General features: G+C 70.5%; 13 protein-coding genes. 11 read left to right on the forward strand and 2 right to left on the reverse strand.

What is annotated here, in order from left to right:
* Positions 1-102 precede the first annotated feature (102 nt).
* The 10 genes from EDF48_RS05590 to dapF all read left to right on the forward strand — a co-directional run bounded on the left by EDF48_RS05590 (position 103) and on the right by dapF (position 10,580).
* A complete protein-coding gene (locus EDF48_RS05590; protein WP_131878634.1) occupies positions 103-3,012 on the forward strand; it encodes a DNA translocase FtsK in 2,910 nt (969 codons plus the stop codon).
* Positions 3,009-3,677, forward strand: a complete 669-nt coding sequence (gene pgsA / locus EDF48_RS05595) for a CDP-diacylglycerol--glycerol-3-phosphate 3-phosphatidyltransferase (RefSeq protein WP_131878721.1) — start codon at positions 3,009-3,011, stop codon at positions 3,675-3,677. The genes EDF48_RS05590 and pgsA overlap by 4 nt, the downstream gene beginning before the upstream one ends.
* A gap of 59 nt (positions 3,678-3,736) precedes the next feature.
* Complete coding sequence (locus EDF48_RS05600) at positions 3,737-4,219, forward strand: CinA family protein (protein ID WP_123939007.1); 483 nt, start codon at positions 3,737-3,739, stop codon at positions 4,217-4,219.
* A 154-nt stretch (positions 4,220-4,373) separates the two neighbouring features.
* Entirely contained in the window at positions 4,374-4,682 is a 309-nt protein-coding gene (locus EDF48_RS05605) for a helix-turn-helix transcriptional regulator (RefSeq protein ID WP_027464765.1), read from the forward strand.
* Positions 4,683-4,759: 77 nt separating this feature from the next.
* Positions 4,760-4,984, forward strand: a complete 225-nt coding sequence (locus EDF48_RS05610; RefSeq protein WP_123293908.1) for a DUF3046 domain-containing protein — start codon at positions 4,760-4,762, stop codon at positions 4,982-4,984.
* Between the two features lie 282 nt (positions 4,985-5,266).
* Positions 5,267-6,328 (forward strand): recombinase RecA, encoded by a 1,062-nt coding sequence (gene recA / locus EDF48_RS05615; protein WP_111084595.1) that lies wholly within the window; start codon positions 5,267-5,269, stop codon positions 6,326-6,328.
* Entirely contained in the window at positions 6,325-7,191 is an 867-nt protein-coding gene (locus EDF48_RS05620; protein ID WP_131878637.1) for a regulatory protein RecX, read from the forward strand. The genes recA and EDF48_RS05620 overlap by 4 nt, the downstream gene beginning before the upstream one ends.
* A gap of 26 nt (positions 7,192-7,217) precedes the next feature.
* Complete coding sequence (gene miaB / locus EDF48_RS05625) at positions 7,218-8,711, forward strand: tRNA (N6-isopentenyl adenosine(37)-C2)-methylthiotransferase MiaB (RefSeq protein ID WP_131878639.1); 1,494 nt, start codon at positions 7,218-7,220, stop codon at positions 8,709-8,711.
* Positions 8,698-9,693: a tRNA (adenosine(37)-N6)-dimethylallyltransferase MiaA gene (gene miaA / locus EDF48_RS05630; RefSeq protein ID WP_347812845.1), complete on the forward strand. Its 996-nt coding sequence runs from the start codon at positions 8,698-8,700 to the stop codon at positions 9,691-9,693. The genes miaB and miaA overlap by 14 nt, the downstream gene beginning before the upstream one ends.
* Positions 9,690-10,580 (forward strand): diaminopimelate epimerase, encoded by an 891-nt coding sequence (dapF, locus tag EDF48_RS05635; protein ID WP_111084599.1) that lies wholly within the window; start codon positions 9,690-9,692, stop codon positions 10,578-10,580. Before miaA ends, dapF begins: the two co-directional genes overlap by 4 nt.
* Positions 10,581-10,780: 200 nt before the next feature.
* On the opposite strand, the gene EDF48_RS05640 is transcribed toward dapF, so the two are convergent.
* Complete coding sequence (locus tag EDF48_RS05640; RefSeq protein WP_123341026.1) at positions 10,781-11,392, reverse strand: methyltransferase; 612 nt, start codon at positions 11,390-11,392, stop codon at positions 10,781-10,783.
* 61 nt (positions 11,393-11,453) lie between these two features.
* Here EDF48_RS05640 and hflX point away from each other — a divergent pair, with 61 nt between their 5' ends.
* Positions 11,454-12,992: a GTPase HflX gene (gene hflX, locus EDF48_RS05645; protein ID WP_131878641.1), complete on the forward strand. Its 1,539-nt coding sequence runs from the start codon at positions 11,454-11,456 to the stop codon at positions 12,990-12,992.
* Between the two features lie 152 nt (positions 12,993-13,144).
* Here hflX and lexA read toward each other — a convergent pair whose 3' ends face one another.
* Positions 13,145-13,789: a transcriptional repressor LexA gene (gene lexA, locus EDF48_RS05650; protein ID WP_123293903.1), complete on the reverse strand. Its 645-nt coding sequence runs from the start codon at positions 13,787-13,789 to the stop codon at positions 13,145-13,147.
* Positions 13,790-13,970 lie beyond the last annotated feature (181 nt).

The following is a 13,970-nucleotide window of genomic DNA, read 5'->3' on the forward strand; positions in this document are numbered from 1 at the left end:
TCGCGTTCATCGCGGTCGACCGGGAGGCCCGTCCAGCGTCCGTCACGGATGCTGCGGCGGGCCTCCCTTGGTTTGTCCTGAGTGGGGATTAGGGTTCTGCCCATGGCCGGAGGCACCAAGTCGACCACGCGCTCGCGCGCGTCCACGTCGTCCCGTGGGAACGGGACGCGCGGTTCGTCGCGCACCCAGGCAACGACGAAGAAGCTGCCGCAGGCGGCACCGACACCGGTGTTCCGCGAGCAGAACCCGCTCGTGACGTTCTGGCTCGCGATGGCGCACGGCGTCGGCGCGATGTTCCGACTGCTCGGCAAGGAGTCCCTCGAGAAGGACCAGCGGCGTGACGGGTTCCCGTTCCTGCTGTTCGTGCTGGCCATCGCCGGTGCGGTCGTCGAGTGGCTCAACCCGACGAACGGCGTGTCGGTCGCACTCGACGCGTACACGTTCGGCGGGCTGTTCGGTCGGTTGGCGTTCGCCCTGCCGGTGATCATGATCGTCTTCGCCGGATGGCTGTTCCGGCACCCGGCCTCGGTGCACGACAACACCCGGATCGGCATCGGCCTCGGGATCCTGCTCGTCGCGATCGCCTCGCTCTGCCACGTCTTCGGCGGGCAGCCGAGCGCAGCGGACGGCATGCCCGCCCTGGCTGCGGCCGGCGGGGTGCTCGGCTGGGTCGTGATCGGCTGGCTCGTCACGATCGCGACCGCCTGGGTCGCGGTCCCGGTGGCGATCGTGCTGCTCGTGCTCTCCCTCTTCATCATCACCAAGACGCCGCCGAACAAGGTCGGGCGTCGGCTGCACGAGCTGTACGCGTACCTGTTCGGAGCGCCGGCCCCGGCCGCCGAGCCCGAGGTCGAAGCGGCAGCAGCGGCACCCGCCACCCGCACCAAGACGACCAAGCGCGGCAAGAAGGGCGACACCGACTTCCAGCTGTTCGACGACCTCGGCTTCGGCGAGGAGCAGGCCGCTGCCGACGGTGACGCCGGCGGCGACAACGTGCCGTGGTGGCGGCGGAACAAGTCCGGGCGCGAAGAGGACCCGGCGTACGACAGCCCCGTCCTGCCCCCGGCCACCGGTGTCGCACCGACGGCCCCGCCCGCCGCGGCGGCTGCACCCGCTGCCCCGGTGGTCAACCCCAACGCGGGCGCTGCGGCCGGTCTCGTGGACCTGACACCGGCCGAACCCGCGTCGGTCAACCTCAACGACTCCGTCGAACAGGACCTGCAGGTCGCCGAGCAGGCCCTGCGGGATTTCGGCACCGACGTCCCCGCGCGTCCGGAGCCGACCGCGGCGATCCGCCCCGCGGTGCCCGACGTGGTCGCGGCACCCCTCGTCGAGGACCCCGTCGTCGACGAGCCCGAGGAACTCTCCGCGGCGGCGACCGACGACGACCCGTCGAAGCCGTACCGCCTGCCGGCCGCCACCACCCTGAGCTCCGGCACCCCCTCGGTCGCCCGCAGCCAGGCGAACGACGACATCGTCGCCGCCATCACCGGCGTGCTGACGGAGTTCAAGGTCGACGCGAAGGTCACCGGGTTCTCCCGCGGCCCGACGGTCACCCGCTACGAGATCGAGCTCGGACCGGGCGTCAAGGTCGAGCGCGTCACGGCGCTGTCGAAGAACCTGTCGTACGCGGTGGCCTCCAACGAGGTCCGGATCCTCTCGCCGATCCCGGGCAAGAGCGCCATCGGCGTCGAGATCCCGAACTCCGACCGCGAGATCGTGTCCCTCGGCGACGTGCTGCGCTCGAACGCGGCGCGGAAGTCGAAGCACCCGATGACGATCGGCGTCGGCAAGGACGTCGAGGGCGGCTTCGTCGTCGCGAACCTGGCGAAGATGCCGCACCTGCTCGTCGCCGGTTCGACCGGTTCCGGCAAGTCGGTCTTCATCAACTCGATGATCACGTCGCTGCTCATGCGGGCGAAGCCGTCCGAGGTCCGCATGGTCCTGGTCGACCCGAAGCGCGTCGAGCTCTCGATCTACGCGGGTGTCCCGCACCTCATCACGCCCATCATCACGAACCCGAAGAAGGCGGCCGAAGCGCTGCAGTGGGTCGTGAAGGAGATGGACATGCGGTACGACGACCTGGCGTCGTTCGGGTTCCGCCACGTCGACGACTTCAACAAGGCGATCGAGAACAACGAGATCGTCCTGCCCGCGGGCAGCGAGCGGAAGCTCAAGCCGTACCCGTACCTGCTCGTCGTCGTCGACGAGCTCGCGGACCTCATGCTCGTCGCCCCGCGCGACGTCGAGGAGTCCATCGTCCGCATCACCCAGCTCGCCCGTGCCGCCGGCATCCACCTGGTGCTCGCGACGCAGCGCCCGTCGGTGGACGTCATCACCGGCCTGATCAAGGCGAACGTGCCGTCCCGCATCGCCTTCGCGGTGACGAGCGTCACGGACTCCCGTGTCATCCTCGACCAGCCCGGCGCGGACAAGCTCATCGGTCAGGGCGACGCGCTCTTCCTGCCGATGGGATCGTCGAAGTCCCTGCGCGTGCAGGGCGCTTGGGTGCAGGAGGGCGAGGTCGCCGAGGTCGTCCAGCACGTCACCCGCCAGGCCCAGCCCGAGTACCGCCAGGACGTCCAGGCCGTGGTCGAGCGCAAGGAGATCGACGCCGACATCGGCGACGACCTCGAACTGCTGCTCGCGGCGGTCGAACAGGTCGTCTCGACGCAGTTCGGCTCGACCTCGATGCTGCAGCGCAAGCTCCGGGTCGGCTTCGCCAAGGCCGGTCGCCTGATGGACCTGATGGAGTCCCGCGACATCGTCGGGCCGTCCGAGGGGTCGAAGGCCCGCGACGTGCTCGTCACCACCGACCAGCTGCCCGCGGTGCTCGCGAAGCTCCGCGGCGAGGAGCCGCCGGCTGCTCCGGCGCCCGTGGCCCCCGTGCCCGGCCCGGGTGACGACGGCGACCGCTACGGTGGCGACCCCGTGGGCGACATGACCCGCGGGTACGATGAAGTGCACGACGAGCCCGATGAGGACGCGTGGGGACTGACGGGCAGGGAGTGAAGGCGATGACCGCCTCGGACGGCACGGAGACGACGGACGGCGCCACGACACACGGCGCGAAGTTCCCCTGGCGCGGGCGACTGCTCCGCAAGGGTCCCGGCCCGGCATCGACGGCGAACGTCGCGAACATCATCACCGTGGTGCGCATCCTCATGGCGCCGCTGTTCTTCGTGCTGCTCCTCACCGACGCCGGCGACGACGGCCCGCTGCGCATCTGGGCGGCGATCGTCTTCGTCGTCGCGATCGTGACCGACAGCGCCGACGGCATCATCGCCCGGCGGCAGAACCTGGTCACCGATTTCGGCAAGCTCGTCGACCCGATCGCCGACAAGGTCCTGATCGGCGGCGCGCTCGTCGCCCTGTCGATCCTGCTCGAGCTGCCCTGGTACGTGACGGTGCTCATCATGGTGCGCGAGATCGGCATCACGGTGTTCCGCTTCGCGGTGCTGTCGGACCGGGTGATCCCGGCCAGTCGTGGCGGCAAGATCAAGACCGTGCTGCAGGCCGTCGCCCTGACGTCGGCACTCTTCCCGTGGTGGGAGCTCGTCGGTGACTGGGCGCACTGGGTGAACGTGGTGCTGATGAGCGCCGCCTTCCTGGCGACCGTGCTCAGCGGCATCGACTACCTGTACCAGGCGTGGAAGCACAACCGGACCACCGCGTGACGCAGGCCGACGACGCGACCGGCGCCGTGCCTCCCGGCCCTGCCGACACGGTCGACGCGATCGCGCAGCACCTGGTCGCCGACCTGACGCGTCGCGGTGAGACCGTCGCCGTGGCGGAGTCGCTCACCGGCGGGTTGGTGGTGTCGACGCTCGTCGGTGTTCCGGGGGCGAGCGCCGTGGTGCGCGGGGGAGTCGTGGCCTACGCGACGCCCGTCAAGCACACCGTGCTCGGGGTGTCGTCGGCGTTGCTGGCGGCCAACGGGGCCGTCGATCCCGAGGTCGCGCGGCAGATGGCGGCCGGTGTCCGCATCGCGCTGTCCGTCGATGGTGAGCCGGCGACGTGGGGGATCAGCACGACCGGTGTCGCCGGGCCGGACCCGCAGGACGGCAAGCCGGTCGGCACCGTCTACGTCGGCATCGCGTCGGCGGACGGCGCCACTGCCTGGGAACTCCACCTCGACGGGGACCGCGGTGCAATCCGCACGGCGTCCGTCTCCGAACTCCTGACACGGATGTCGTCCGTGGTCCGGGGCCGGGAATAGGTCCCGTTTCCACTGGGTTACATCTCACGCAATCTCCAGCAGGACGGCAGCCAGCCTGGTTAGCATGCTTCAACCGGCAACGCTAAAGTTGCTGAACCCGAACTCGATCCTCCGGATCGGGCGGGCGCGGAGACGACAGAGAGGAGGAGTTCTCATGGTTCTCGTTCGTCAGGAAATCGGCGATGTGCTTCGGGACTTCCGCTTGCAGAAGGGCCGGACCCTCCGTCAGGTCGCGTCCAAGGCCAGTGTGGCTCTCGGGTACCTCAGTGAGGTCGAGCGTGGTCAGAAAGAGGCCAGCTCGGAGATCCTCGCGTCCGTCGCGGATGCGCTGGACACCCCCATCTCCACGATCATGCGCGAGGTGGGCGACCGCCTCGCGATCGTCGAGGGACTCACTCCCGTCCCCGACACGCTCCCGGACGACCTCGTCGCCGAGTTCGACAACGACCTCGCGGTGCGCTGAGCGCCTCGCACCGAACGCCCCCGCCGGAACCTCCCGGCGGGGGCGTTCTGCGTTCTGGGACGCTTTAGGCTTGTCGGATGCGGGTGAGTGAGTTCTGGCGTGCCGTCGACCAGGTGTTCGGCGAGGCCTACGGGTCCGTGGTCAGCCGTGACGTCGTGCTCGAGGAACTCGGTGGCCGCTCGGCCGTGGACGCCCTCGCCGCCGGCATCGACGCCCGTCGGGTGTGGGACGCCCTCTGCGACTCGCAGGACGTCCCGCTCGACCGGCGGCACGGCAAGGGGTTGGCCGAGCCGCAGAACTGAGGCGTCCGCGCTCCGTCGCGCCGCCGTCATCACCCGAAACTGTGTTCGGCGTGTTGCTCGAACGGGTGTTCGATCGGTGGTACGTTCCTCCACAGCGGCGTCGCCCGGGTGTTCCATCCACAGATCGCGTGACCGTCGGCAGTGATGTCGGTGGCCAGCCATAGGTTGATGGACATCGGGAACAGCCCGAAGCCTTGTCGCAGAACCATCGGCCTTGCACCACCGGCCGGCGTGGACGCGACAGCCTACAGGCGGCCGAACACGAGCACGAAGGAGCACCCCATGCCATCACCGGCAGACCGCGAAAAGGCCCTCGAGACCGCACTCGCACAGATCGACAGGCAGTTCGGCAAGGGTGCGATCATGCGCCTCGGTTCGGACGAACGCGCCCCCGTCAACGTCATCCAGACCGGGTCGGTGGCGCTCGACGTCGCGCTCGGCATCGGGGGACTGCCCCGCGGCCGCATCGTCGAGATCTACGGCCCAGAGTCCTCGGGCAAGACGACCCTCACCATCCACGCCATCGCCAACGCCCAGCGCGCCGGTGGCATCGCGGCCTTCATCGACGCCGAGCACGCGCTCGACCCGGAGTACGCCAAGAAGCTCGGTGTCGACATCGACGCCCTGCTCGTGTCGCAGCCGGACACCGCCGAGCAGGCGCTCGAGATCGCGGACATGCTCGTCCGCTCCGGCTCGATCGACCTCATCGTGATCGACTCGGTCGCAGCACTGGTGCCGCGCGCCGAGATCGAGGGCGAGATGGGTGACTCCCACGTCGGTCTGCAGGCCCGCCTCATGTCCCAGGCGCTGCGCAAGCTCGCCGGTGGGCTGAACCAGACGCAGACCACGATGATCTTCATCAACCAGCTGCGCGAGAAGATCGGTGTGTTCTTCGGTTCCCCGGAGACCACCTCGGGCGGTAAGGCGCTGAAGTTCTACGCGTCCGTCCGCCTCGACATCCGTCGCATCGAGACGCTCAAGAGCGGCACCGACGCGGTGGGCAACCGCACGCGTGTCAAGGTCGTCAAGAACAAGATGGCGCCGCCCTTCAAGCAGGCCGAGTTCGACATCCTGTACGGCGTCGGCATCTCGCGCGAAGGCTCGCTGCTCGACTTCGGTGTCGACCACGGCATCGTCAAGAAGTCGGGTGCCTGGTACACCTACGACGGCGACCAGCTCGGGCAGGGCAAGGAGAACTCGCGTTCCTTCCTGATCCAGAACCCCGACACCGCGGCTGAGATCGAGGGCAAGATCCTCGCCAAGCTCGGCGTCGGTGGCGCCAAGGCGGAAGAGGCTCCGGTCGAGTCGATCGCGCCGAAGCTCGCGGAGCGCAAGGGCGCGTGAGCACCGACCACGACGACGACGGCCTCGCACCGGTCACCGACCTGTTCGGTGCGAGGTCCCGTCGCCGGGCCCCGGCAGCTGCGGAGCCCACCCCTGAACCCGAGCAGACGGTGCCCGGCATTCCGGAGCCCGTGCTCGAGGACGATGCGGACACCCCCGTCCCGCTGCCAATCCGCGGGCCGCGTGCACAGGCCGACTGGGTCTCGCCGGTCATCGGCGACGGTTCTGGCCGGACCGCGCGGGCCGAGCAGGACGGCTACGACGACGACGGGGCGGACGCCACGACGGCGTCGGTCTTCTCGATCGCCGGTGGCGAAGAACTCGACCCTGCGGATGCTCCGCGTCCCCTGGACGAGCAACGCGCCGACGCCGAGCGGTTCAGCATGCGGGCGCTCGGCCGCAAGGGCGTGAGCGAGTCCGAGATGCGGACACTGCTCACCCAGCAGGACCTCGACCCCGACGTGGTCGAGCACGAGATCGAACGCCTGACCCGCGTCGGGCTGCTCGACGACGTCGCCCTCGCCACCGACCTGGTGGACCGCCTGCACGCCCGCAAGGGTCTGGGGCGGCAGGGCGTGGTCACCGAGCTGCGTCGTCGTGGCATCGACCAGATCGCGATCGACACCGCGCTCGACGAAGCCGCCGATGACGAGGACGACGAGTTCATCCGCGCCCAGGAGCTCGCCGACAAGCGTGCGCCGCAGATGCGTGGGCTCGACCGTGCGACCGCCGAGCGTCGGTTGTCGGGGTTCCTGATGCGCAAGGGCTACGGCTCGGGCGTGGTTCGGATCGCCGTCCAGCGGGCCCTCGACGGCGGCGGACGCCGCCCTCCGACGGGCCGCGGGACCGTGCGCTTCGAGTAGTCGCCCCGACCTACACTGGGACGACCATGGCCACCGTCGCAGCGCGCCAGCGCACCTACGAAGTCCGCACCTACGGGTGCCAGATGAACGTCCACGACTCCGAGCGGCTGAGCGGGTCGCTGCAGGCAGCGGGCTACACGGCGGCCGACGGCGAGCAGGCCGACGTCGTCGTGATCAACACCTGTGCGGTGCGCGAGAACGCGGACAACCGTCTGTACGGCAACCTCGGGCAGCTCGCGGGCATCAAGCGCGACCACCCGGGCATGCAGATCGCCGTCGGTGGGTGCCTCGCGCAGAAGGACAAGAACGTCATCCTCGAGAAGGCGCCGTGGGTGGACGTGGTCTTCGGCACGCACAACATGGGCTCGTTGCCGACGCTGCTCGAACGTGCGCGGCACAACGACGAGGCGCAGATCGAGATTCTCGAAGCGCTCGACGTGTTCCCGTCGACGCTGCCGACCAAGCGTGACTCGACCCACAGCGGTTGGGTGTCGATCTCGGTCGGGTGCAACAACACGTGCACGTTCTGCATCGTCCCGTCGCTCCGCGGCAAGGAGAAGGACCGCCGCCCGGGTGACGTCCTCGCCGAGATCCAGGCGCTCGTCGACGACGGTGCGATCGAGGTCACGCTGCTCGGGCAGAACGTGAACTCGTACGGGGTCGAGTTCGGCGACCGTCAGGCGTTCGGCAAGCTGCTGCGCGCGGCCGGCGCCATCGACGGCCTCGAGCGCATCCGCTTCACGAGCCCGCACCCGGCAGCCTTCACCGACGACGTCATCGACGCCATGGCCGAGACCCCGAACGTCATGCCGCAGCTGCACATGCCGTTGCAGTCCGGGTCCGACCGGGTCCTCAAGGCCATGCGGCGGAGCTACCGGAGCGAGCGGTTCCTCGGCATCCTCGACCGCGTGCGCGCCAAGATCCCGAACGCGGCGATCTCGACCGACATCATCGTCGGGTTCCCCGGCGAGACGGAAGAGGACTTCGCGGACACCCTCCGCGTCGTCGAGCAGGCACGGTTCGCCAGCGCCTTCACGTTCCAGTACTCGATCCGTCCCGGCACCCCGGCAGCGACGATGGACGACCAGCTGCCGAAGCACGTCGTGCAGGATCGGTACGAGCGGCTCGTCGCGCTGCAGGAACGCATCACCGCGGAAGAGAACGCCGCGCAGGTCGGCCGGAGCGTCGAGGTCCTCGTCGCGACGGGCGAGGGGCGCAAGGACGACGCCACCCGCCGGTTGTCCGGACGCGCCGAGGACTCGCGGCTCGTGCACTTCGCCGTGCCGGAGGGCTCCGCTGTCCCGCGACCCGGCGACGTCGTGACGGTCGAGATCACCCGAGCGGCCCCGCACTTCCTGATCGCCGACGACGACGCTCCACTGCGCATCCGACGCACCCGAGCGGGCGACGCCTGGGACCGCGCCGAGGCCGAGAGCTGCGGCGTGCCGACCCCGGCGGCGCCCGGCGACGGTCCGCGCCCGGTGTCGCTCGGGCTGCCCACGCTCCGTGTCGGGCGCTGACGCCCCCGTCGGGGACGGCCCCGAGCGCGACCCGGCCCAGCACCGCGGGCCCGATGCCTCCGACGCTGATCTGATCGCCGTCGTCGGGGCGACCGGGACGGGCAAGTCCGACCTCGGGATCGCGATCGCCGAACGCCTCCGCGCCGCCGGCCGGAACGCCGAGATCGTCAACGCGGACGCCATGCAGCTGTACCGGGGCATGGACATCGGCACCGCCAAGCTGTCGTTCGACGAACGGCACGGCATCCCGCACCACGAACTCGACGTGCTCGACGTCACCGACGAGGCGAGCGTCGCCGCGTACCAGGTGGCTGCCCGAGCCGACGTGGACCGGATCCAGGCGGACGGCGGCGTCGCCGTGCTCGTCGGCGGCAGCGGTCTCTACGTGTCCTCCGTCCTGTTCGACCTGGCGTTCCCCGGCACCGACCCGGAACTCCGCGCGCAGCTCGAGCGCGAGCACGACGAGCTCGGTCCGGGCATCCTGCTCGAGCGGCTCCGCGGCATGGACCCGGCGGCCGCAGCGACGATCGATGCACGCAACCCACGGCGGTTGATCCGGGCACTCGAGATCGCGAGCCGGTCCGAGGTCGTGACCCCGAGCCTCCCGTCAGCGCCCCGCGCCTGGCGACCGTCCCGGATCCTGCACCTGCGACGGGACCGTGAGCAGCTCGTCGCGGCGCTGCACGCGCGTGCAGCGGGGATGTTCGCCGCCGGACTCGTCGACGAGGTCGCGGCTCTGCGCGAGCAGGGCATCGAGCAAGGGAAGACCGCGCGGGCCGCGATCGGGTACTCGCAGGCGCTCGACGTGCTGCGGGGGACCTCCACGATCGAGGCCGCGGTCGAGGCGACCGGGATCGCGACGCGCAAGTACGCCCGACGGCAGGTGTCGTGGTGCCGCCGCTACGCCGACGCCGAGACCCTCGACGTCACCGGGGCCGACCGCGGGGACCTGTCGGAACTGGCCCGTAGGATCGTCCCGTGACCGAGCTGCACTTCACCAAGGGCCAGGGGACCGGCAACGACTTCGTCCTGTTCGCCGACCCCGACGCCACCGTCGACCTGACCCCCGAGCGGATCCGCGCGATCGCGGACCGACGCTTCGGCGTGGGCGGCGACGGCGTGATCCGTGCGGTGCGGTCCGAGGCGATCCCCGAAGGTCGCGCCCTGGTGGCCGTCGAACCCGCGGCGACGTGGTTCATGGACTACCACAACGCCGACGGGACGGTCGCCGAGATGTGCGGCAACGGGATCCGGGTGTTCGCGCGGTACCTGACCGAGTCCGGCCTGGTCGAGCTCGCACCCGGTGAGACCCTGACCGTCGGCAGCCGCAAGGGCCTGGTCGACATCCAGCGGACCACCAACGGCTTCGCTGCCGACCTCGGCCGGTGGGGGCTGGGCATCGAGGACGGCGGCTCGGACGACGTCATGGTGCGCGCCAAGAACCTCGACGGTGCCCGGCCCGGCATCGGCATCGACGTCGGCAACCCGCACGTCGTCGTCGCAGTCGCGACCGAGGACGAACTCGCCGACCTCGACCTGACCTTCCTGCCCGTGCTCGACCCGGCGCCCGAACACGGTGCCAACGTCGAGTTCGTGCTGCCCGGCGACCCCCTGATCAACGACGGCGTCGGCGAGATCACGATGCGGGTGCACGAGCGGGGCAGCGGCGAGACGCTGTCGTGCGGCACCGGTGCGGTGGCTGCGGCCCTGGCGACGCGGTACTGGGTGGGCTCCGGTGCGCCGGACACCTGGCGCGTGCGGGTTCCCGGTGGCGTCGTGACGGTGCGGATGTTCGCGGCGGAGGACGGCGAGCACGTGTCGCTGTCCGGGCCCGCCGAGCTGGTGTTCTCCGGCGACCTGACGGTCTGACGCGGGGCGCGGGGGCCGCGGCGTGCGGGGCGGGGCCGCGCGGCGCGCTTCGCTTCGTGAGCAGAAGTGGTCGGGTGCGCTGCGGCGACTCGACCATTTCTGCTCACGAAGTGGCGCGGGCGCGCAGCGCGCGCCCGGCGCGGCCCGGCGCGGCCCGGCCGGGCGGCGCGGGCGGGCGGCGCCCGGCGCCGCGCGCCCGCCTACGCCGTCCGGCGCACCCGGATGACGCGGAACCCCTTGTCGGTGGACGCCCGCGCGACGTGGAACCCTGCCCCGAGCGCACCGACGAGCCACTTCTGCAACGAGTCGCCCCCGAGGTCCTTCGACACCACGAGCCAGGCGTCGCCCTCGACCTCGAGCCGGGGCAGCCACGTCAGCAGGATCTCGTGGAGTTCGTCCTTGCCGACGCGGATCGGCGGGTTCGACCAGATCGTCCGGAACCGCAGGTCGTCCGGGACGTCGTCGGGCAGGGCGATGGTGACGTTCGACGCACCGGCGGCCTCGGCGTTGGTCCGCGCGAGCCCGAGCACCCGTTCGTTGACGTCGACGCCCCACACCGACGCGTCGGGGGAGTGCAGCGCCATCGTGATCGCGATCGGGCCCCAGCCGCAGCCGACGTCGAGCAGCGCGCCGTCGTGCGCGGGCGGCGGGACGGAACCGAGCAGCACGCGGGTGCCGCGGTCGAGGCCGTCCGGGCTGAAGACCCCTGCGGCCGTGGTCAGCGTGAGCGACCGGCCGGCGAGGGTGACGTCGATCTGGCGTTCGCGGGTGTCCGATGACGGGTTCGCGGAGAAGTAGTGGTCGTTCGCCATGGATGAACCGTAGCGGGAACCCGGTGTGTCCGAGGCCCGCCGGAGGTACCCTGTGGACAGGATGACGGATACCCATCAGCAGAACGACCAGACCAACGACGACAGCGCAGACGGTGTCGTCGAACGGGTGTTGCGCAACGCCGACCGCCGCGCAGCATCGTCCATCTTCGCCCCCGCCCAGGCGATCCAGACCCGCTCGGTCGATGAGCACGGGTGGGACGGCGACGGCGACCAGTACGACCGTGAGGACCGGGCGGCCCTGCGCCGCGTCGCCGGCCTCTCCACCGAGCTCGAGGACGTCACCGAGGTCGAGTACCGCCAGCTGCGGCTCGAGCAGGTCGTCCTGATCGGCGTGTACCCGCACGGTGACGCGCAGGACGCCGAGAACTCCCTGCGGGAGCTGTCCGCCCTGGCCGAGACCGCCGGTGCGGTGGTCCTCGACGGGCTCCTCCAGCGTCGACCGAACCCCGACCCGGCGACCTACCTCGGCAAGGGCAAGGCAGAAGAGCTCGCGATGGTCGTCAAGGCCACCGGCGCCGACACGGTGATCGCGGACACCGAGCTCGCCCCGTCGCAGCGCCGCGCGCTCGAGGACGTCGTGAAGGTCAAGGTCATCGACCGCACGGCCGTGATCCTCGACATCTTCAGCCAGCACGCGAAGACCCGAGAGGGCAAGGCCCAGGTCGAGCTCGCGCAGCTCCAGTACCTGCTGCCCCGACTGCGCGGCTGGGGTGACTCGATGTCCCGGCAGGCCGGTGGTCAGGTCTCCGGCGGTGCGGGCATGGGTTCGCGTGGTCCCGGTGAGACGAAGATCGAGCTCGACCGACGTCGCATCCACACCCGCATGTCGAAGCTCCGCCGCCAGATCGCCGGGTTCCGTCCCGCGCGCGAGGCGAAGCGTGCCGACCGTCACCGCAACGAGGTGCCGAGCGTCGCGATCGCCGGCTACACGAACGCGGGCAAGTCCTCGCTCCTGAACCGCCTGACGAGCGCCGGCGTGCTGGTGCAGAACCAGCTGTTCGCGACGCTGGACGCCACGGTCCGCCGGACCGAGAGCACCAAGGGCCGCGAGTTCACGTTCGTGGACACGGTCGGCTTCGTCCGGAACCTGCCGCACCAGCTGGTCGAGGCGTTCCGCTCCACCCTCGAGGAGGTCGGCGAGGCCGACGTCATCGTGCACGTGGTCGACGGCTCGCACCCCGACCCCGGGGCGCAGCTCGCGACCGTGCGCGAGGTCATCGGCGACGTCGGCGCGCACGACATCCCCGAGATCGTCGTGTTCAACAAGGCCGACCTGGTCGACGACGCACAGCGCCTCGTCCTGATCGGGCTCGCGTCGGACGCCGTCTTCGTGTCGGCCCGGACCGGCGAGGGCATCCCGGAGCTGCTCCGCACCATCGAGGAGCGCCTGCCGGAGCCCGACGTCGAGCTCACGGTGGTCGTGCCCTACGACCGGGGGGACCTCGTCTCCACGCTGCACGACGCGGGCGCGGTCGACTCCGTCGACTACGTCGAGGACGGCACCCGCCTGCGCGTGCGCGTCTTCCAGCGCCAGGTCGCGGAGCTCGATCCGTACGTGGTGGCCCCCGTCACGTCCTGACGGCCGGTACCGACTGACGGCCGGGAGGCCCGCCCCGCGTCCGTCGCGCGGGTTCACTCCGGCCGCGGTTCCGTTCAGCGCCGCACAACCCAAATCGGCTCGAACCACGAGATCTCGTGGTTCGAGCCGATTGTGGTTGTGCCCGGGGCGGGTCAGAGGGAGCGGAGGACTGCGACGACCTTGCCGAGTACCGACGCCGCGTCGCCGAGGATCGGCTCGAACGCGGTGTTGCGGGGGAGCAGCCACGTGTGGCCGTCGCGCTGGCGGAAGACCTTGACGGTCGCCTCTTCGTCGAGCATCGCGGCGACGATGTCACCGTTCTCGGCGGTCTGCTGGGCACGGACGACCACCCAGTCGCCGTCACAGATCGCGGCGTCGATCATCGACTCGCCGACGACCTTGAGCATGAAGAGGTCGCCCGAGCCGACGAGCTGCCGGGGGAGCGGGACGATCTCGTCGACGTGCTGCTCCGCCGTGATCGGGACACCGGCGGCGATGCGGCCGACCAGCGGCACGAGCGTGGTGGCGTCGACGTCGGGTCCGGTGACGTCCGGCGTGGGCTCGTCGACCAGGACCTCGAGGGCACGGGGACGGTTCGGGTCGCGGCGGATCCAGCCGCCGAGCTCGAGCTGGCCGAGCTGGTGGGACACGCTCGACAGCGAGGAGAGCCCGGCTGCGTCGCCGATCTCGCGCATGCTCGGCGGGTAGCCCCGAGAGGCGATGGACGCGCGGATGGCGTCGAGGATCGTCTGCTGCTTCGCGGTCAGCGGCTTCTGGCCCCGCAGTTCGTCCACCACGTCGTCTCGCTTTCGTCGGTGCTGAGCGGCCGTGGCGGGAATGTCGGTGGTCCCCGTTTGACTTGTCCCAGTCGATCGAAACAGTATCCGACCGGTCAACCCCGGACAAACACCTGTTCGAGCGTGTCGCAAGAAAACCCCGCAGAAATCCTCTTCCAGGACTTGTGCGTCGTCTGATTCG

It is taken from the genome of Curtobacterium sp. PhB191, from assembly GCF_004346515.1.
In the GTDB taxonomy this organism is placed as follows: Bacteria; Actinomycetota; Actinomycetes; order Actinomycetales; family Microbacteriaceae; genus Curtobacterium.

What these genes read in the sequence shown, in the direction of transcription:
- hflX (WP_131878641.1), top strand. Translation starts at nt 11,454, where the DNA reads ATGACGGATACCCATCAGCAGAACGACCAGACCAACGACGACAGCGCA.
- miaB (WP_131878639.1), top strand. Translation starts at nt 7,218, where the DNA reads ATGGCCACCGTCGCAGCGCGCCAGCGCACCTACGAAGTCCGCACCTAC.
- EDF48_RS05590 (WP_131878634.1), top strand. Translation starts at nt 103, where the DNA reads ATGGCCGGAGGCACCAAGTCGACCACGCGCTCGCGCGCGTCCACGTCG.
- EDF48_RS05640 (WP_123341026.1), bottom strand. Translation starts at nt 11,392, where the DNA reads ATGGCGAACGACCACTACTTCTCCGCGAACCCGTCATCGGACACCCGC.
- EDF48_RS05605 (WP_027464765.1), top strand. Translation starts at nt 4,374, where the DNA reads ATGGTTCTCGTTCGTCAGGAAATCGGCGATGTGCTTCGGGACTTCCGC.
- recA (WP_111084595.1), top strand. Translation starts at nt 5,267, where the DNA reads ATGCCATCACCGGCAGACCGCGAAAAGGCCCTCGAGACCGCACTCGCA.
- EDF48_RS05610 (WP_123293908.1), top strand. Translation starts at nt 4,760, where the DNA reads ATGCGGGTGAGTGAGTTCTGGCGTGCCGTCGACCAGGTGTTCGGCGAG.